This is a genomic window from Prevotellamassilia timonensis (genome assembly GCF_900106785.1).
Taxonomy (GTDB): Bacteria; Bacteroidota; Bacteroidia; order Bacteroidales; family Bacteroidaceae; genus Alloprevotella; species Alloprevotella timonensis.
In genome coordinates, this window is sequence record NZ_LT629840.1 from 28350 (window position 1) to 47920 (window position 19571).

Annotated in this window: 11 protein-coding genes and 1 tRNA gene; 3 read left to right on the top strand and 9 right to left on the bottom strand. The window is 52.6% G+C overall.

The annotated features are described in order from the left end of the window. Positions 1-331: 331 nt before the first annotated feature. Complete coding sequence (locus tag BQ5453_RS01555) at positions 332-1702, bottom strand: VapE domain-containing protein (protein ID WP_161942388.1); 1371 nt, start codon at positions 1700-1702, stop codon at positions 332-334. Between the two features lie 980 nt (positions 1703-2682). Beyond that, positions 2683-5601, bottom strand: coding sequence for an excinuclease ABC subunit UvrA (gene uvrA, locus BQ5453_RS01560; RefSeq protein WP_071121900.1), 2919 nt, complete (start codon positions 5599-5601; stop codon positions 2683-2685). Positions 5602-6039: 438 nt separating this feature from the next. On the opposite strand from uvrA, the gene dxs reads away from it, so the two are divergent. After that, complete coding sequence (gene dxs, locus BQ5453_RS01565) at positions 6040-7947, top strand: 1-deoxy-D-xylulose-5-phosphate synthase (RefSeq protein WP_071121901.1); 1908 nt, start codon at positions 6040-6042, stop codon at positions 7945-7947. A gap of 356 nt (positions 7948-8303) precedes the next feature. Here the strand turns inward: dxs and BQ5453_RS01570 are convergent, their stop codons facing one another. The 6 genes from BQ5453_RS01570 to BQ5453_RS01595 form a co-directional block, all read right to left on the bottom strand. After that, positions 8304-9053 carry a hypothetical protein gene (locus BQ5453_RS01570; protein ID WP_071121861.1) on the bottom strand — a complete coding sequence of 250 codons (750 nt, stop codon included), beginning with the start codon at positions 9051-9053 and terminating at the stop codon, positions 8304-8306. A 102-nt stretch (positions 9054-9155) separates the two neighbouring features. After that, entirely contained in the window at positions 9156-9806 is a 651-nt protein-coding gene (locus BQ5453_RS01575) for a hypothetical protein (protein ID WP_143033254.1), read from the bottom strand. A gap of 340 nt (positions 9807-10146) precedes the next feature. Then, positions 10147-12318 (bottom strand): family 20 glycosylhydrolase, encoded by a 2172-nt coding sequence (locus BQ5453_RS01580; RefSeq protein ID WP_083361087.1) that lies wholly within the window; start codon positions 12316-12318, stop codon positions 10147-10149. A gap of 36 nt (positions 12319-12354) precedes the next feature. Continuing rightward, positions 12355-12768, bottom strand: coding sequence for a tRNA (adenosine(37)-N6)-threonylcarbamoyltransferase complex ATPase subunit type 1 TsaE (tsaE, locus tag BQ5453_RS01585; RefSeq protein ID WP_071121863.1), 414 nt, complete (start codon positions 12766-12768; stop codon positions 12355-12357). Positions 12769-12977: 209 nt separating this feature from the next. Further along, the gene (gene cysC, locus BQ5453_RS01590; RefSeq protein ID WP_071121864.1) at positions 12978-13571 is read right to left on the bottom strand and encodes an adenylyl-sulfate kinase; all 594 of its coding nucleotides are present in this window, start codon (positions 13569-13571) and stop codon (positions 12978-12980) included. Positions 13572-13829: 258 nt separating this feature from the next. Beyond that, positions 13830-14774: a DMT family transporter gene (locus BQ5453_RS01595; protein ID WP_071121903.1), complete on the bottom strand. Its 945-nt coding sequence runs from the start codon at positions 14772-14774 to the stop codon at positions 13830-13832. Positions 14775-14902: 128 nt separating this feature from the next. On the opposite strand from BQ5453_RS01595, the gene BQ5453_RS01600 reads away from it, so the two are divergent. Further along, positions 14903-14977: transfer RNA gene (locus tag BQ5453_RS01600), tRNA-Pro, on the top strand. A gap of 130 nt (positions 14978-15107) precedes the next feature. Further along, positions 15108-15539: a Fur family transcriptional regulator gene (locus tag BQ5453_RS01605; RefSeq protein ID WP_022103043.1), complete on the top strand. Its 432-nt coding sequence runs from the start codon at positions 15108-15110 to the stop codon at positions 15537-15539. Between the two features lie 370 nt (positions 15540-15909). Here the strand turns inward: BQ5453_RS01605 and nifJ are convergent, their stop codons facing one another. Beyond that, positions 15910-19470: a pyruvate:ferredoxin (flavodoxin) oxidoreductase gene (nifJ, locus tag BQ5453_RS01615; RefSeq protein ID WP_143033255.1), complete on the bottom strand. Its 3561-nt coding sequence runs from the start codon at positions 19468-19470 to the stop codon at positions 15910-15912. Positions 19471-19571 lie beyond the last annotated feature (101 nt).

Here is a 19571-nt window from a genome sequence, read left to right on the forward strand (position 1 = left end):
TCGGGAAAAGAACCAGCAATTATTTAGTATAGTTTGCTTCTTTCCTTTTAATTATCCCGACGCGAGACGCGTCGCCCCCATTAGTGCTTGCGTTTTTTGCAGCACGTTTTACGCTACTTAAAATGCAACAAAAACGGTCGCGCTTTTGATGCCTATTTCGAACACCCTATCTGAAAGGGCAAAAGCATTAAAACCTGTCATGGACAACGTAATATCTTTTGTTCTTATGTCCTTATGTTCTTATGTTCTCCGCGTTAGCGGCTAATCTCACAAAGCACAAACAATGAAGCAGAAGCACCACATTCCCCTGACATTGTCACTTTCTGCGCCTTCAGCACACCTCGTCATGCTTGCGCCTCACATAGTATAATGTAGCCTTGCTGCTGCGCCGGCGCGGCACTTGCAGCTGCACCAGTTCACGCCCTAATGCCACGGCCGTGAACTTCTGTCCCATACCACGCATGGCACGCTTTATTTCGAGCAAAATGGCAGTGGCCGTCAACCATTCACTACCCTCTATGTCCGACACCTCATGCCCGTTGCCAACGGGCGCAAACTCAAACAACCTTGCAAAACACTCGCGCAGGGGCGACGCCTGGTAATACAAACGGTTGTGCTGCTGTATCAGCTCCTCCTCGGTATGCGTAAAGTATGTAATCTCGCCGTTTTTCACCTCGTGCAGCAACTGTGCATAAAGTTGCGCATAGTCGAGCGGCGTGTCACAGTCTATGACGCGCTTCACCTCCTGACAATAAAAACGACGGCTGCCCGTGGGGTCGGTCAAGAGGTCGAACCTGTTGCTGGTACCTATAAACGAGGCCACACGCGCCATTTTGCTAAATCCGGCAGCATAGGGGCGGCGCGCCTGCATGGTGCCAAGCTGAACCAAATTTTTAAGTTTGGCGTTGTGCAACTTGTTGTAGCGGTCAAACTCGTCAAGGTTGACAAGCGCAAAGCGCGACAGCGCCAGTTCAAGACGCTCGTCGCCGGCCAGCTCAAACTTGTCGGTGTAGTAATTGCGCAGTTCGGGAGGCAGCAACATGCGGCAAAACGTACTTTTGCGCACACCCTGCTCCTCGCTCACCAACAGCGGTATCATGGCATTGCCGCAGGTGCTTGCGCCGCCCGCTGTGGCCTGCACCCAACCAGCCACCATGCAGCGCAACCAGCGTCCGAACACCATGCGCCACAGCGCATCGGTGCTCACCCGTTCAGCCAGTGGACCCACGCGGTCGATGCCGTCCCATTGCGGCAGTGACTGCAAATAAGCGCTGAAGGGGTGATACTGCGGCATGTAGGCCGACTCCACAATGCGGTCCACATCATTGTTCCACACCATGCAGCCCCGTTTGTGCAGGTCAATCACCATCGTGTTGCGCACCAGTTTGCTCGCGGGTACAAACCCTTTGTCCGCCTGGTCGCGCCGTTGCACTTCAGGCGTGCGGTCAAGCACATTGTAGCGAATGTCGTACAGCTCGTCCATAAGACTGATGGCTTGTTCGGTCAGACCGCAGTTCGTGGTGCTGCCAGTTGTTTGTGGTGCGCAGTCAGTGTCGTTGCGCATGCGTTTTTTTCGCTGGGGCTTTACAGTGTTTTTAGTTTGTGGTTCCGCGCTATGCGCGATAACGTCTATCAGTTTGTCAACGCCACGTTTCACAATGGCATCGGCATAGCGCAACATTCTGTTAAGCATTTGTTTCATGGTAGTCATACAATTTGGTTTAGAATTTGGTTTAGTACAAAAGTAAAGTGCTGCAAAGGTAACACCAAGGCATTGCACCCAACAAAAAAAGTGTACAATTTGTACACAAATAATTGCTCCCTTCCCGTCTGCCTACTAGTAAAAGAGTGCGTGTGTTTTTACTGCCATCTTACACTTTTTGTGCGTAACAAGTTGATATACAGAGATTTCAAGAGTGTAAGATGATTCCAAAATATCTTACACACCCCTACATACATCTTACAGTCCCCACCCCACTGCCCCGCAGTTGGTTTTGTCGTATGCAGTAAATAATACGCCACAGGGACGTAGAAAAATCTGTCGGAGCAACAGGCTTTTCTGCTCCCCTATGCCGTGATATTATCTACCCGTGCTTGTGCCGTGTGGCAGCGTGTGGGTTGTGTAGGTTGCGTGCAAGTGAAATATGTAATATCTTACACTGAGTAAGGTATTGATAATCAATGAGTTGCAATGTGTTAGTGTAAGATGCAAGATACTCGGTGTGTAAGTTGTTGTAGTATGGTAAAAGGTCCCGCTACCACTAAACGTAAGCACTAAACACTACCACCAAACGCAAGCTCTAATGGGGGCGACGCGTCCCGCGTCGGGCATTAAAGCAAAGGTTTATGCACTTAATAAAGGCTCATAGACAGTGGTAATTACACACTTGTCTGTGAGCCTTTGCCTTGATCCCGACGCGGGACGCGTCGCCCCCATTAGTGGTAGCGTTTCTTCAAGCGACAAACGCTATCACTAAGCGCTATCACCAAACGCAAGCACTAATGGGGGCGACGCGTCCCGCGTCGGGCATTAAAGCAAAGGTTAATACACTACCAAACAAAGACTCACAGACAGCACTAATTACATGCCTGTCTGTGAGCCTTGCCTTAATGCCCGACGCGGGACGCGTCGCCCCCATTAGTGGTAGAGTTTCTTCAAGCGACAAACGCTATCACTAAGTGCTACGACAAAGCCTCCTTCAGATATTTGGCCGTGTAACCCTTACCCTGTGCCATCACCTCCTCGGGGGTGCCACAAGCCACAAGCTGACCTCCCTCACGTCCGCCTTCCGGACCGAGGTCTATCATGTAGTCGGCACACTTTATCACATCAAGGTTATGCTCAATGATAACGATGGTATGACCACGCTCAATCAAAGCGTTGAAAGCTTTTAGCAAGCGGTTGATGTCGTGAAAGTGAAGGCCCGTGGTGGGTTCGTCGAATATAAAGAGCGTGGGCACAGAGCGTTCCTGCCCAAGGTAGTAGGCCAGTTTGACGCGCTGGTTTTCGCCACCCGACAGAGTAGAACTTGACTGGCCAAGCTTGATGTAGCCCAGACCAACCTCCTGCAACGGACGCAAGCGGTTGACAATCTTAGTCTGATTGTGTTCGCTGAAGAACTCCATTGCCTGATTTACGGTCATTTCGAGAATGTCGTAAATGTTCTTTCCCTCATATTTCACCTCGAGTATGTCGCTTTTGAAGCGCTTGCCGTGGCAACTCTCACACTCCAGCACGAGGTCGGCCATGAATTGCATCTCCACCTTTACCGTGCCCTCGCCCTTGCATTCCTCGCAACGGCCGCCATCGGCATTGAATGAGAAATAGGCTGGTGTAAACTCCATTTGCTTGGCCAGGGGTTGGGCAGCCATGAGTTTGCGTATCTCGTCGTAAGCCTTGACATACGTCACAGCATTTGAGCGCGATGAGCGACCTATCGGGTTCTGATCGACAAATTCTATGGCCTGCACGGCATCAATGTCGCCCGAAAGTTTTGTAAACTCCCCGGGCCTTTCGGTCACCTCGTCCTTAGCCCGTTTCAAAGCGCGGTAAAATATGTCGCGCACCAGTGTCGACTTGCCCGAACCGCTTACCCCCGTCACCACCGTCATGACGTTGAGCGGAAAGTCCACATCAATGCCTTTCAAGTTGTTGGCCCGTGCGCCCTCCACCCTGATGGCGCGGTTCCACGAGCGGCGCGACAGCGGCATGGGTATGTGCTCAAGGCCATACAAGTAATTGAGCGTGTGCGAGGTGTACAGTTGTTTGTCGGCATCGTATACAGCCGATGTGGCGCGCAAGGCCTTTTCGTCGGCCACATAGGGGCCATTATATACAACCTGTCCGCCAAGGCGTCCGGCCTCCGGCCCTATGTCGATAATGTAGTCGGCCGCACGCATGATTTCCTCATCGTGCTCCACCACAATCACCGTATTGCCCAAGTCGCGCAACTCCTTGAGCACACGTATCAGGCGGGCAGTATCGCGCGGGTGGAGTCCGATGCTTGGCTCGTCGAGTATGTAAAGCGAGCCTACCAATGACGAACCGAGCGAGGTGGCCAGGTTAATGCGCTGACTTTCGCCACCCGACAGGGTGTTCGACACGCGGTCGAGCGTCAGGTAGTCAAGTCCCACCTCCGACAAGAATTTCAAGCGGCTGCGTATTTCGTTGAGCAAGCGTTTGCCTACTGCGGCATCGTGCTCAGAGAGTTCGAGGTGTTCAAAGAACGGGAGCAATTCCTTCACCGGCATTCTCACCAGTTCGGTTATGCTGCGCCCGCCCACCTTGACGTATTCGGCATCGGGCTTCAGGCGCGAGCCATGACAGTCGGGGCACTCCGTTTTGCCACGATAACGCGCCAACATCACGCGATACTGTATTTTGTATTGGTTGCGCTCCAGCATGCGGAAGAAAGCGTCAATGCTCACTCGCTGCTCCTCGGGCAAAGCCTGCTCGGCCTTGTCGCCGTGCCACAATATGTCCTTTTGCTTGCGTGTGAGTTTGAAATAAGGCTCGAATATAGGGAAATCAAGCCCCTTTTGCGAGCAACGGCGCGCAAACTCGTGCAACCATTCTTGCATCTTTTCACCACGCCAGCACATTACAGCGCCCTGCATCAGGCTGAGCGATGTGTCGGGCACTACCAGATGCTCGCTGATGCCCATTATCTTGCCAAACCCCTCGCAACGCTCGCAAGCGCCAATGGGCGAGTTGAACGAGAACATGTTGTCGTCGGGCTCGCGAAACTTCATGCCATCGGCTTCGAAACGTGTGGAGAAGGTGTGCAATATGCGGGCCGGATAAAAGCGCAACATACAGGTGCCGTCGCCCTCGAAGAAGGCCGTTTCGGCCGAGTCAGCCAAACGCGACTGCACATCGTGCTGCTTGCTCACCGCCAGACGGTCGATGAGCAACGCCACCTGGCTCATGGTGTAATGTTGTGCGTCGGGCTGCGCGGCCACACTGCCAGCCTCGTCGCTGTCCACCGGTGCATCGTCTACCACCAGTTTGCCTTGCTGCAGGTCGTTGAGAAAGTCCTCAATGCGCACCATCTCGCCATCGACATCGAGGCGTGACAGGCCTTGCTGCAAGTCAACCTGCAACTGTGCTGCCAGACTGCGCCCATGACGCACACGCATGGGGGCTGTCACCGTGAAGCGCGTACCCTCAGAGTACGACAGCATGCAGTCTACCACGTCCTGCACCGTATTGCGCTTTACCTCTGCCCCGCTGATGGGCGAAAAGGTGTGACCCACGCGGGCAAAGAGCAAGCGCAAATATTCGTATATCTCGGTGCTTGTGCCAACCGTTGAACGCGGATTGCGGCTCGTCACTTTCTGCTCAATGGCTATGGCGGGCGGCAGACCCTTGATGTAGTCACACTCAGGCTTGTTCATGCGTCCAAGAAACTGGCGCGCATAGGCCGACAAACTTTCGACATAGCGTCGCTGTCCCTCGGCATACAGTGTGTCGAAGGCCAACGACGATTTGCCCGACCCCGAAAGGCCGGTCACCACTATCAGTTTGTCGCGCGGTATATCAAGGCTTATATTCTTCAGGTTATTCACCCTTGCACCCTTTACCTGTATTATATTGTCCATTATGCTGTCATGTATCAAGTAAGTCAAATTTCGGATTTAGCAAATGCGGGCTGAAAGCCCAAGTATTTACTTAGCCCAGGGCATCGCCCTGGGGGGAATTGAACAAGGAAGTGACGCCCTGTAAGGGCAGAAGTAAAGCCACTTCATCATACTTTTGCCCTTACAGGGCGTAACGTTTCTTCTTGCGGGCGACCCAGGGCGTTGCCCCGGGCTATGGATTACATTGGGCTTTCAGCCCGCACTTGCTAAATCCGAAACTCGAGTGAAGTAAGTATGCAAAATTACAGAAATGTTTTGGGCTAACACTCCAAAACAAGTTTTTCGTAGCGAAATATATGCGGTTACCAAAAAATATGCTAATTTTGCTTTGATATGCGCCCACATGGCCACTCTCTGCGAAAGGGAAGCCGCACCGCGCATGGCCTCAGCACTGATAGCATGGAACAAGACAAACCCTTCAAATATCTGCAACACATCAACTCGCCCGCCGACTTGCGCAAGCTGCGCGTTGACGAGCTGCCTGCCGTTTGCGATGAGTTGCGGCGCGACATCATCAACGAGTTGGCCGACAACCCCGGCCACTTTGCATCGAGCCTGGGCACAGTTGAAATAACTGTGGCCATGCACTATGTGTACGACACGCCCTACGACCGCATTGTGTGGGACGTGGGGCACCAAGCTTACGGGCACAAAATACTCACCGGACGACGCGACGCATTCCACACCAACCGCAAGCTGCACGGCATACGCCCATTTCCCTCGCCCCAAGAGAGCGAATATGACACCTTTGCCTGCGGCCACGCCTCAAACTCTATTTCGGCTGCCTTGGGCATGTCGCTCGCGGCCGTTAAAAAGGGGGAGGCCAACCGCCATGTGGTGGCGCTCATTGGCGATGGTTCGATGAGTGGCGGACTGGCCTTTGAGGGCCTTAACAATGTGTCGGACACACCCAACAACATGCTCATCATACTTAACGACAACCACATGAGCATCGACCGTGCTGTGGGCGGCATGAAGGAGTATTTGCTGCACTTGCACACAAGCAACTGGTACAACCGTATGCGTTTTTGCATATCACGCAAACTCACACAGTGGGGGCTGCTCAACGAGAGCCGGCGCCGGGCAGTGATACGCTTTAACAACTCTATCAAGTCGCTGCTGGCCAACCAGCAGAACATCTTCGAAGGGCTTAACATTCGCTATTTTGGCCCCACCGATGGGCATGATGTAATAGAATTGGTGCGCATTCTGCGCGAAATTAAGGACATGAAGGGGCCTAAGTTGCTGCACATTCACACGCACAAGGGCATGGGCTACAAGCCGGCCATGGAGAATGCCACCGTGTGGCACGCCCCGGGCAAGTTCTGTGTTGAAAGCGGGCAACGCATTATCGAGAAGCCCTCAAAGCCACAACCGCCAAAGTTTCAGGACGTGTTCGGGCAGACGCTGCTCGAACTGGCAGAGCAAAATCCGCGCATTGTAGGCGTTACGCCGGCCATGCCCACAGGCTGCTCTATGAACATCTTGATGAAGGCCATGCCCGACCGTGCCTTTGATGTGGGCATAGCCGAGGGCCACGCTGTCACATTTTCGGCAGGTATGGCCAAAGAGGGCATTCAGCCTTTCTGCAACATTTATTCGGCCTTTGCACAACGTGCCTACGACAATGTGATACACGACGCTGCCTTGCTCAACCTGCCAGTAGTACTGTGCCTTGACCGCGCCGGCCTTGTGGGCGAGGACGGCCCCACACACCACGGGGCCTTCGACCTGGCGGCCTTGCGCCCCGTGCCCAACCTGACCATTGCCTCGCCCTACAACGAGGCTGAACTGCGCTGCCTCATGTACACGGCACAACTGCCCGGCAAGGGTACCTTTGTCATACGCTATCCGCGCGGACGCGGCTCAATGGTTGACTGGCACTGTCCGCTCAAGGAGATTGCCGTAGGCCGGGGCCGCCAGCTCAAGCAAGGCACCGATGCTGCCGTCATCACCCTGGGCCCCATTGGCACCGAGGCGGCTAAAGCCATCAGCATGGCCGAAGCTGCCCGGCCGGGACTGAGCATAGCGCACTACGACTTGCGTTTTCTTAAACCGCTGGACGAGGAACTGCTGCACGAGGTAGGACGCCAATTCAAACGCGTGATTACCATTGAGGACGGGGTGCGCATGGGGGGCATGGGTTCGGCCGTGATGGAGTGGTTTGCCGACCACGGCTACTCCCCCACTATCGTCCGTTTGGGATTGCCCGATGAGTTTGTTGAGCATGGCAGCGTGGGAGAATTGCGTCACATCGTAGGACTCGATGCCGACAGCATCTGCAAGGTTTTGCTCAACGAGCACTGATAGTTGTAAGGCATCACTGCATATTTTCCCGACGCGAGACGCGTCGCCCCCATTAGAGATTGCGTTTTGAGGTAGTGTTTTGTGCATGCGCCTGGTGGTAGCGCTTGGTGCTTGAAGAGACGCAAGCTCTAATGGGGGCGACGCGTCCCGCGTCGGGAAAATAAAAAGGAAAGGCGCCCCCCACTAAATAACTGCTGCACTATCACCGACGCGAGACGCGTCGCCCCCATTAGAGATTGCGTTTTGAGGTTGCGTTTGGGCGCTTGGTGCTTGAAGAGACGCGTCGCCCCACCCTAAATTTGTAACGCGGGTTACACGGATAATTAAATCCATGTAACCCGCGTTAATTCGTGCATTTAGTCCCAATCTTCCATTTCGTCCTCATCTCCCCCTGTTTTTGGTTCAGGGTCAATCAACCCCTCGTCTATCAAGTCGTTGATTGGCTTACTCAGACTACGGCGCAGCTCATCGCGATGCGACTGCAAGTTATTGAGTGCTTGGGCATAAAGCGACTTCAACGCATCTTCGTCCTTATCGGGCCAATGCTGTTGCACCACCTCTTTTATACGCCCCGAAAGAATTGCAATATCGTTTATGCAGAACTCACAGCCACGTATAGTGCACTGCGATAAATCTCTTGACAAAGAAAGGAATTCGTCAATGTCCCAATCCTCGTATTCATATTTCGTTTCCAAATGCTCATACGATCTCTGCGGCAAAGGTTCATTGGGCACCGTTTTAAGCCTCAACGACCATGACACGACTTTGACGCTTTTATTGCACGGGGTATGATACGCTATCACATAGCCATCGAATACCGTACAGGTGCTAAACAACAAATCTATCGGCACATTACATACAATAACCGTTTGTGGCTCGTCATCGTCGCTCGAATAGCCTACAAATGCCACGTAGCCCATACTGCGCATCAAGCAACAATAGTCTTTACAATTCTGAATGGCCTCTTCTCGCTTCAAGTAATCGAGTTGTGGAGAATGCCAATGATCGCGGAAATAGATTACTGCCATACTGCCTATAAATGAGGCTCCTAACTCCTTTGCCCACTGATTTTGGGGGTCGAACACTACTGGATTGTTGTTTGTCATGTTATTTGATTGTGTTAAGTAAGTATTAGTACGCATGATCAACGTTCATCCTAAACAGATCTGGCGTGATGTGCATAATTTCGTTCATTGTGAAATCTTTCATCAAGTTAATGAATGCCACGGATCGGCATCAACGTTCATCCTAAACAGGTCTGGCGTGATGTGCATAATTTCGTCCATTGTGAAATCTTCCATCAAGTTAATGAATGACCAACAGATTGGCAGGTGGTACTGCTGACGCAGTTCTTTCCACTCATCATTCAAGTCGTCATCGGACTTTAACATGGTGTGTCCCCAATCAGCAGCTTCGCTACGCAGTTGATCCTCGCACTTGCGGAAGTGATAGTCGTGCAGAATGACGGTTGTGGCATGGCGCCAGGTTCTTAACATCTCGTCCAAGCAATATTTGCCACCTGTGCGGCAAAGTTTGCACGCTTCGTCGGGATAGTGGCAGCTATGTTCGGGTTCGGGACAGGACTTTAACCAGTCTTTTATACCCAATCCCAAACTTACAGTGCCCTTTATAATGTATCGGCGTAGAACGGCAGATTTCCGCTCTTGGTATCTTCGTCTCGCACGCAATGCCTCAGCCACAGCATATTCGAGCGAACATTCCGTAAGTTCCGCCACCCGCTTGTTAAGCTTGGTTACATGGGCCACCTCCTCGGGGGTAAAAGTTGAATGCGCTTGCCACGCTTTTGAAACATACATGCTTCTTCTAAACAATTCGTAGTTCACAGGAATTCTTGTCATAAACGATTAATTTTGTTTTTGCTCACAACTCTATATAGTACTTTGTCTTGCGTATTTCAAAAAACGCTGTAATATTTTTCATTTGCGCTGCTATTCTTGGCGTACGCGCTTTGCACGTTATGTCGTACTACGTTGATAATCAGACATTTAATAAGAGCAAGGGGAAATACGAACAAACGCAGTATTTTTTGACGAACGCGTGTGCAAGTGGCATCTACCCGTATGGGGGTGCTGGCCGCAAGCAATGGGTAATGAAAATCCCCTCATAGCACCCAGCAAGGGGGTGATATGAGGGGAGAACGGGGTATATCTTATCAACTAATGCTGCAGAGGCAGCTGATCAATACTGCATAGAGAAGGTGATGCCACGGCGCATCATGTCCTTGAGTACAGGCGAGAGGCGCTTGAGGAAACCCTCCCACGAGCGTGATGCAACAGGGCTCCAACCCACCTCGGCAAGCGCCAAAGCACGTGGGTAGGCCTGGTAGTAAATGCGCTCGGGGGTGTTGATGCACTCGCTCCACAATGTGCCGGCCACACCAAACAGGTTGTTCTGCTCGAAGTCAGAGCCCATACCCCAGGCCGGGTCGAGCTCGTAGGTGCGCTTGAGCGGAATGATGGGCATGCCCCAATTTACCTCGGGCATATCGCCCGGCGCCATGGGATAGTCGAAGTAGCAATGCTCGCCGGGGCAAAGCATGATTTTGGCATTATTTGCCACCGCAGCCTCGAGCGCGCGCTTGGTCAGCCCGTGACGCCAAGCAAAGGTGACGCAGCCGGGTTGTATCTTCTTGAAATCGGTTTCGTACCAGAACATGGGTGTCTTGCCATACTTGGTGCGCAGGGTGTCAATCACGCGGTTAAACATGTACTCCTGCAAGCGCCAATTTTCAGAGCGGTCGGTAGTGGTTATGCCGAGCTGGCGTTTCAGAGCCTGGCACTTGGGGCAGTCTGTCCAGCAGTTGAGTGCGGGATTGCCTGCCTCGTCACCCCCAAGGTGTATGTAGGGCGACGGGAAGATGTCGGCCAGCTCCTTGAACACATTGCCAAGGAACTCGAAAGTAAATTCGCTGCCTGGGCATAGCAATTCGTTCGACACGCCACAAGTGGTGCGTATGGGCACTTGCTTGGCGCCACAGGTGAGCTCTGGAAACACGTGAATGGCTGCCACCTCGTGGCCGGGCATTTCGATTTCGGGCACTACCTGTATGTGGTATTGCGCGGCGTAATCTACAAACTCGCGCATCTGCTTCTGCGTATAGTATCCCGATATGGGCACCATCATGTCGTCCATGCCCACACGGGCCGAAGCCTGCGCCGTGAGTTCGGGATATTTCTTTATTTCGATGCGCCATGCCTGGTCATCTGTCAGGTGAAGGTGAATGGTATTGTACTTGTAACGGGCCATCTCGGGCACGAATGCCTTCAACTCATCAAAGGGTATGAAGGTGCGGCATGGGTCGAGCATCAGCTCGCGTATGTGGGTGCGCGGCTGGTCGGCTATGCGCAACTGCGGAATGCTCTCGCAGCAGGCCGATGTGCCGTTGCCACGCAGCAGCTGGTCGAAGGTCATCAGACCATAGAACACGCCACGCGCCGTGCGCCCTTGAATAGTCACTCCCTTTTCGCTGACTACAAGCGTGTAAGCCTCATCGTCTGCCAAACTTGTGTCTATACCCAGTGTGAGGGTGGCCTTGCCGGCTATAACAGGGTTCTTAACCTTTGGCAAGCGTTCGCGCAGCAAGCGCTCGGCCTGCACGCATTCGTTGGCCAACCCATCGGCTGCCATCACCTCCCACAGGCGGTTCACGCTGAGGGGGTTGCCGCCAGTCATTTCAAGATGGGCGGGCACTGGCACAAGTGCTTCGGCAGGGTTGCACAAGCGGTTGTCATTGTCGGGTGTGCCGAAGAAACGGTTCCAACCCTCAGCGCGCCGGTATTTCATTTCGCTGCCACGCGGCACAACGAGCTTCACCTTTTTACGGTCTATGCCTTCAAAGGTGGAGGCCGAAGCTACAGGGGGCACAGCCGAGTTGACACGCAGCGTGCGCAGTCCGCTCAACCGGGCAAAGGCGAACTCGCCCAACGTGGGGGTGCCGTTAATTGTGATGTCGCGCAGCTTGGTGCAACCCGAAAAGGCTGCATCGCCCACACGGGTTAGCGTTTTGGGCAGTTCGATGCTGTTGAGTGCAGTACAGGCAAAGAAAGCCTGCGAACCGATACTGCGCACATTTTCGGGCAGCACAACCTGTTCGAGCACATGACGCGAGTGAAAGGCATTATTGGGTATGGCCTCGCAATCGGCCGAACCGAGGTCGATGCTGCGTAATTGATAGCACAAGTCGCGTAACTGGCGAAAGTCGGAGTTGCCACCTGTCGACAGTTTGCCAGTCAACTTGACATTGGTGGCAGCTGCCTTTTGCACAGCATTGAGTTCGTTCATGCTGGCCACAGTTTGAGCCGCCACCGAGAGCGACAGCAGCGACATGGCCAGTGTGAGTAATCGTTTCATAAGCAAATGGTATGTGGGGTTAGCAGGTTTTCAATATCAGAATTTTACAATGCGGCTGCCGTCCTCTTGTTCGGCAATCTCCACTTTCAGGGCATCACCTGGCAGGAGTTCTTCAATGAGTTCGGGCCATTCTATAAAGCACACTGCTCCTGAATAGAAGTAGTCCTCATAACCCATGTCGTACACCTCATCAAGTTTCTTGATGCGGTAAAAGTCGAAGTGATAAATGAGTTCGCCAGTAGTTTCTGAACGGTATTCGTTGACGATGCTAAAGGTGGGCGAATTTACCACTTCGGTCACCCCGAGAGCCTCGCACACTGCCTTTATAAATGTGGTTTTACCAGCACCCATTTTGCCGTAAAAAGCAAACACCGTATTCTGATCCATGGCCTCGACAAAAGCCTTGGCCGCGTTGTCAATGTCGTTGAGCGACGTTATTTTAATTTCCATAGTTCCTTATGTTATTTACACTACTTAAGTAGGTGTTCAAAATTATTTTATATAATCAGTAGGTGTCATTTTCACATTGAAAGCACATTCTCGAGGTACATCTGTTTCCTTCGGCCTCGGTCACATAGCCCGCTATGCTCCCTCACCCGAAGGGAACATCTGCACCCCGATAATGCACTTTCAATGTAAAAATAATTTTGAACACCTACTTATTTTATGTTCAATAGTTGCAGCAACTGCGCCACGCTCTCCTCGAGCGAAAGTTTTGAGGTGTCGAGGCTCAGTGCCGGGTGCTGCGGGGCCTCGAAGGGTGCCGATATGCCCGTAAAGTTCTTTACCTCGCCACGGCGTGCACGCGCATAAAGGCCCTTCACATCACGACGCTCACACTCCTCTATCGGGGTGGATATGAATATTTCCTTAAAGTCGTCCTTGCCAATGATGTGCTGCGCTAAATTTCGCAAGTCCTCTGTCGGACTCACAAAGGCCGCTATGGTAATGATGCCGGTGTCGACAAAGAGTTTGGCCACCTCGGCCACACGACGTATATTTTCACGACGGTCGTCGGCCGAGAAACCCAAGTTGGCATTGATGCCGGTGCGTATGTTGTCGCCATCGAGTATGCGGCACAGCAGACCGCGCTTTTGTAACTCGCGCTCCAGGGCTATGGCCACAGTGCTCTTGCCACTGCCGCTAAGCCCGGTAAACCACAGCATCACGCCTTTTTGCCCGAGCAGTTGCTCTTTGTCGTGGCGCGACAGCATGCGGTCGAATATGGGATATATGTTATCTTGTGTACTCATAAGTAGGTGTTCAAAATTATTTTATACAATCAGCAGGTGCCATTTTCACATTGAAAGCACATTCTCAAGACGCATCTGTCCCCTTCGGCCTCGGTCACATAGCCCGCTATGACCCCCTTCGGTTCCCCCGTTATCGGGGGACAGAAACCCTCACCCGAAGGGAACATCTGCGCCCCGATAATGCACTTTCAATGTAAAAATAATTTTGAACACCTACTTTATGTTGCAAAGGTAGTGATATATATGTCAATTAGGGCGTTAGCGCCACCTTATTTTCTTTATAATGAGCCTTCCGCGCCTTACCACCCTCACATTGGCCAGGGCACGGCGCAACTTGTCGTCGAGTATAATCATGATAACCGAAAGCAATATGAGCATTATGCCACAAGCTATGCGCAGGGTCATCACCTCGCCAAACAGCATTATGCCCAGCACCGCGGCAGTTACCGGCTCGAGCGCACCCATTATGGCCGTTGGGGTGGAGCCTATGCAACGTATGGCCATAGCCATAAACACGAGCGATATGACCGTTGGCACCAAACCGAGGGTGAGGGCCATGCCCCATTGCATGGGCGTGTGCAGCATTTGCAGTTCGCCCGTGGGGGTTAGCAGGGCGTAGAGGGTGAGGCACACCAAACAGCTCGACATGGCATAAAAGGTGAGTTTGACACTCGACATCACAATGCCGCTGCGGTTTACCACAATGATGTAAATGGCATAGCTGAGGGCCGAAACGAGTATGAGCACAATGCCCATCAGCGCTATGGCGCGCCCGCTGTCGTCCTTGTAGAGCAAGGCTATGCCACCCACCGTAAGCAGCATGGCAAGCAGCGAAGGCCATTTGAGCCGTTCCTTGAAAAAGAAGGCCATCAGCATGGCCGTAAACACTGGGTAGGCAAACACCAGGGTGGCGGCCACACCTGCCGACATGTAATGAAAGCTCAGAAAGTAGGTGAGCGACGACACGGCAAACACCGCACCTAACAAGCTCAACACCTTGCCCTCCCTGCGTGTGATGGCAAAACGCTTGCGCTGCACCAGCATGAGCAGGCCAAGCATGACCGACCCGAACAAGAAACGGTAAAACAACACGCTGTTGGAGTTGTAACCGTCTTGATACAAATACTTGGCACAAATGGGGTTCACGCCATAGCTCACAGCAGCTATGCAACCGTACAGGTAGCCCTTAAGATGTTGGCTCATATTCATAAATTATACATTTAACGGGCGCAAAGTTACGCCGAAATGCAAGAAAAAAGCCATATCGATGCAAAAAAAGCCGCGTTTTGTTTGCAAGTAAAATAAAAAGACGTAATTTTGCACTCGCAATTCGGGGTGTAGCTCAGCCCGGTTAGAGTACGCGTCTGGGGGGCGTGTGGTCGCTGGTTCGAATCCAGTCACCCCGACTGAATTGTGTAAGACAGTCAATCAACACTTGTTGGTTGACTGCTTTTTTTGTTACGCACACAGCTTGCCAACGGCAGTTTTTGCGTAAGTTTGCAACAAAATATTTCCATCTTTACCACAGCACGCTACATGAACAGCGAAGAGACCATTTTAAGATTGCAGCATAAAGGCATCAAGCCTACCGCCAACCGCATATTGGTATACCGCACACTTTGCCAAAAAGCATCGCCCCTAAGCCTTACCAACTTAGAGGCGATGATGCCAACCATGGACAAGTCGAGCATATTCAGAGTGCTATCGCTCTTTTTACAACACGACGTGGTGCACGCCTTTGAGGACGGACGAGGCATCATAAACTACGAACTGTGCAACGAACAAGGGACTTGCGACCACCACGACAGCCACCTGCACTTTTATTGCGAACACTGCCAACGCTCCTTTTGCCTTGACAACGTGCAACTGTCCGACTTCAACCTGCCCGAAGGCTTCTGTGCCCACGACTTTTCATTCGTCATCAAAGGTCTGTGTCCCCAATGTGCCAAGAGGCAGCACAAAGGCTGAATACACTCAAGCACGAAACTCAAGCGCAAGACTCAAGCGCAGAACTCAAGCACAAAGTTCAAGCACAAAACTCAAGCACAAAGCTCAAGCACAAAGCTCAAGCACAAAACTCAAGCACTAATGGGGGCGACGCGTCTCGCGTCGGGGAAAGAAGGAATAAAGAGTTGAGCCCTACACTCTACTAATCAAATGCCTCATTTCCACCGACGCGGGACGCGTCGCCCCCATTAGAGATTGGCTACCCCATCGCCACAACAAAAAAAGCGCATTCCAAAAATGCTCGTTCGAGCATGCGGAATGCGCTTTTTATTTTGCAATTTCAAGTCACACGCCACACGTGGGTGCGACTTGAAATTTATGTATCAAACGTTTACTCCTGAGGCAGAGACCAGTCTTCCTTAGTCTTGCGCACGTAAGAGGCGTAACGACGTTGTGCAGCACGCTTAGTCTCGTCGTAAAGTTCCTGAGCTTGTTCGGGCATAGCCTTCTTAAGCGAGAGGAAACGCACCTCGTGGTCGAGGTAATCCTGGAACTTGTCCCAATCGGGCTCCTTAGAGTCGAGAGTGAAGGGGTTCTTGCCCTGGTCGGCGAGTTCGGGGTTGAAGCGCCACAAGTGCCAGTAACCACAAGCTACTGCGCGGCCTTCCTCAGCCTGGCTGCGACCCATACCGCCCTTGATCTTCAAACCGTGGTTGATACAAGGTGCATAAGCAATGATGAGCGAAGGACCATGGTAAGCCTCAGCTTCCTTGATGGCCTTGAGGCACTGAGCCTGGTCGGCACCCATAGCCACCTGGGCCACGTAGATGTAGCCATAAGTAGTCTGCATAAGGCCAAGATCCTTCTTGGTCACGCGCTTACCGGCTGCGGCAAACTGTGCGATGGCACCAACAGGAGTAGCCTTCGAAGCCTGACCACCAGTGTTAGAGTAAACCTCAGTATCGAGCACGAGAATGTTAACGTCCTCACCGCTGGCGAGCACGTGGTCGAGACCACCGTAACCGATATCGTAAGAGGCACCGTCACCACCAATAATCCACTGGCTGCGCTTAGTAAGGAAGTGGCTGAGTTCGGCCAGCTGCTTGCAAGTGTCGCAACCCTTCTCGGCACCAGCCTTAATCATAGGCTCGAGCTTAATAGCGGCAGCGCGGCTTGCTTCAGCATCGTTCTGACCGTCAATCCATTCCTGAGCAGCGGCCTTGTATTCGGCAGGAGCCTCAGCAGTGGCAATAATGTCTTGCAACAACTTCTGAATGCGTGCACGCATCTTCTTATTGGCAAGGATCATACCCATACCAAACTCGCAGAAGTCCTCGAAGAGTGAGTTAGCCCATGCAGGACCTTCGCCCTTCTCGTTGGTAGTATAAGGTGTTGAGGGGATAGAACCTGAGTAGATTGATGAACAACCCGTAGCGTTGGCAATCATCTGACGGTCGCCAAAGAGTTGGCTGACGAGTTTGACGTACGGTGTTTCACCACAACCAGAGCAAGCGCCTGAGAACTCGAAGAGCGGAGTAGCAAACTGAGAGTTCTTGGGGTTGAGCTTGATGTCAACCAAGTGCTGCTTGCTGGTCACGTTCTTGGTGCAGTAAGTCCAGTTTTCGGCTTCAGCCTCCTGGCCTTCGAGCGGCACCATTTCGAGAGCCTTGTTGCCCTTCAAGCCCGGACATACGTCAACACAGTTGCCGCAACCGAGGCAGTCCATCACGTCAACCTGCTGTACAAAGTGCATGCCCTTCATGGCGGCGGGTGCCTTCATGTCGATGGTCTCGCCCTTGAAGCCCTTGAGTTCGTCGTCGGTCAATACGAAGGGACGGATAGCAGCGTGAGGACAAACAAAGTCGCACTTGTTACACTGTATACAGTTCTCCTTGTGCCATACGGGCACGAAGGCTGCCACACCGCGCTTTTCGTAAGCGGCAGTGCCCTGCTGCCAAGTACCATCTTCCGACACCTTGAATGCGCTCACGGGCAGAAGGTCGCCGTTCTGTGCATTGATGGGGCGTACCATGTCTGAGATGAAAGCGGGTTCGTCGCGAACCACCTTCTCGTCCTCGGGCAGGTTGGCCCATGCGGGGTCAACTGTGAGTTGCTTATATTCGCCACCACGGTCAACGGCCTGGTAGTTCTTGTCAACGATGTCCTGACCCTTCTTGCTGTACGACTTAACGATGAACTTCTTCATCTGCTCTACGGCGAGGTCAACAGGAATTACGCCTGTGATGCGGAAGAAGGCTGACTGCAGAATGGTGTTGGTACGGTTGCCAAGACCTATTTCCTGTGCAATCTTGGTAGCGTTGATATAGTAAACAGTGATGTTGTGCTCGGCAAAGTAGCGCTTCACATTGTTAGGCAGGTTGTTTGCCAGTTCGTCACCCTCCCAAATGGTGTTCAGCAGGAAGGTACCATTGTCGCGCAAACCGCGGAGCACGTCATACATGTGCAGATAAGCCTGTACGTGGCAAGCCACGAAGTTAGGAGTCTTAATCTGGTATGTAGAGCGAATGGGGTGATCGCCAAAGCGGAGGTGTGAGCAAGTAAAGCCACCCGACTTCTTAGAGTCGTATGAGAAGTAAGCCTGGCAGTACTTGTCGGTGTTGTCACCAATAATCTTGATAGAGTTCTTGTTGGCACCTACCGTACCATCAGCACCAAGGCCATAGAACTTGGCCTCGAATATGCCTTCGCCGCCGAGAGCCATTTCCTTCTCCAAGGGGAGTGAGTGGAAGGTCACGTCGTCCACGATGCCGAGTGTGAAGTGATCCTTGGGTTCGGGCAACGCTAGGTTGTCGTAAACCGAGATAATCATGGTCGGAGTCGTGTCGCAAGAGCCCAAACCATAGCGTCCGCCTACGATGAGGGGACGGTTCTCTACGTCGTAGAAGGCGTCCTTCACGTCGAGGTAGAGAGGTTCGCCGTTGGCGCCGGGTTCCTTAGTGCGGTCGAGCACAGCGATGCGCTTGCAAGTCTTGGGCACAGCTGCAAGGAGGTGCTTAACCGAGAACGGACGGTAGAGGTGTACGCTGACCATACCCACCTTTTCGCCCTTGGCGTTGAGGTAGTCGATGGCTTCGCGGGCAGCCTCGGTTACTGAACCCATGCAGATAATCACGCGTTCAGCATCATCGGCACCATAGTAGCTGAAGAGCTTGTACTCACGACCGGTAATCTTGCTGATTTCGGCCATATACTTTTCAACAGCTGCGGGCACTGAGTCGTAGTAGGGGTTGCACACTTCGCGGTGAGCGAAGAATGTTTCGGGGTTCTCGGCCATACCGCGTGCCACGGGGTGCTCGGGAGTGAGGGCACGGCTGCGGAATTCGGCCACCTTGTCCATAGGCACGAGCGGACGGATTTCCTCTTGGTCAATCACCTCAATCTTCTGATACTCGTGTGAAGTGCGGAAACCGTCGAAGAAGTTGATGAAAGGCACGCGTGTGTCGAGTGCGGCAAGGTGAGCCACAGCCGAGAGGTCCATAACCTCCTGCACTGAGCCTTCGCACAACATGGCGAAACCAGTTTGGCGGCAAGCCATCACGTCAGAGTGGTCGCCGAAGATACAGAGTGAGTGAGTGGCCAATGTACGAGCTGACACATGGAACACGCAAGGAAGCAGTTCGCCAGCAATTTTGTACATATTAGGGATCATCAGGAGCAAGCCCTGTGAAGCTGTGAATGTAGTGGTAAGTGCACCTGCCTGCAGTGAGCCATGCACGGCACCTGCGGCACCACCTTCGCTTTGCATTTCCTGCACCTTTACAGTGTCGCCAAAGAGGTTGATGCGACCCTGTGCTGACCATTCGTCAACGTGCTCTGCCATAGGTGATGACGGCGTGATGGGATAAATGGCAGCAACCTCTGAGAACATGTACGCAATGTGCGCAGCAGCCTGGTTACCGTCACAAGTAATAAACTTCTTGTTAGCCATAATTGTAATTTTGCGAGGTTCTTAATATGCTAATATGCCAATGTGTCAATATGCTAATGAGCTGACGCCATCATTAAGCTATCGGAGTCATACTTCATAGCCAA

Bases quoted from the DNA above. Each gene is read 5' to 3' on its own strand.
- BQ5453_RS01555 (WP_161942388.1), bottom strand. From the start codon at position 1,702: ATGAAACAAATGCTTAACAGAATGTTGCGCTATGCCGATGCCATTGTG.
- uvrA (WP_071121900.1), bottom strand. From the start codon at position 5,601: ATGGACAATATAATACAGGTAAAGGGTGCAAGGGTGAATAACCTGAAG.
- dxs (WP_071121901.1), top strand. From the start codon at position 6,040: ATGGAACAAGACAAACCCTTCAAATATCTGCAACACATCAACTCGCCC.
- BQ5453_RS01570 (WP_071121861.1), bottom strand. From the start codon at position 9,053: ATGACAAACAACAATCCAGTAGTGTTCGACCCCCAAAATCAGTGGGCA.
- BQ5453_RS01575 (WP_143033254.1), bottom strand. From the start codon at position 9,806: ATGACAAGAATTCCTGTGAACTACGAATTGTTTAGAAGAAGCATGTAT.
- BQ5453_RS01580 (WP_083361087.1), bottom strand. From the start codon at position 12,318: ATGAAACGATTACTCACACTGGCCATGTCGCTGCTGTCGCTCTCGGTG.
- tsaE (WP_071121863.1), bottom strand. From the start codon at position 12,768: ATGGAAATTAAAATAACGTCGCTCAACGACATTGACAACGCGGCCAAG.
- cysC (WP_071121864.1), bottom strand. From the start codon at position 13,571: ATGAGTACACAAGATAACATATATCCCATATTCGACCGCATGCTGTCG.
- BQ5453_RS01595 (WP_071121903.1), bottom strand. From the start codon at position 14,774: ATGAGCCAACATCTTAAGGGCTACCTGTACGGTTGCATAGCTGCTGTG.
- BQ5453_RS01605 (WP_022103043.1), top strand. From the start codon at position 15,108: ATGAACAGCGAAGAGACCATTTTAAGATTGCAGCATAAAGGCATCAAG.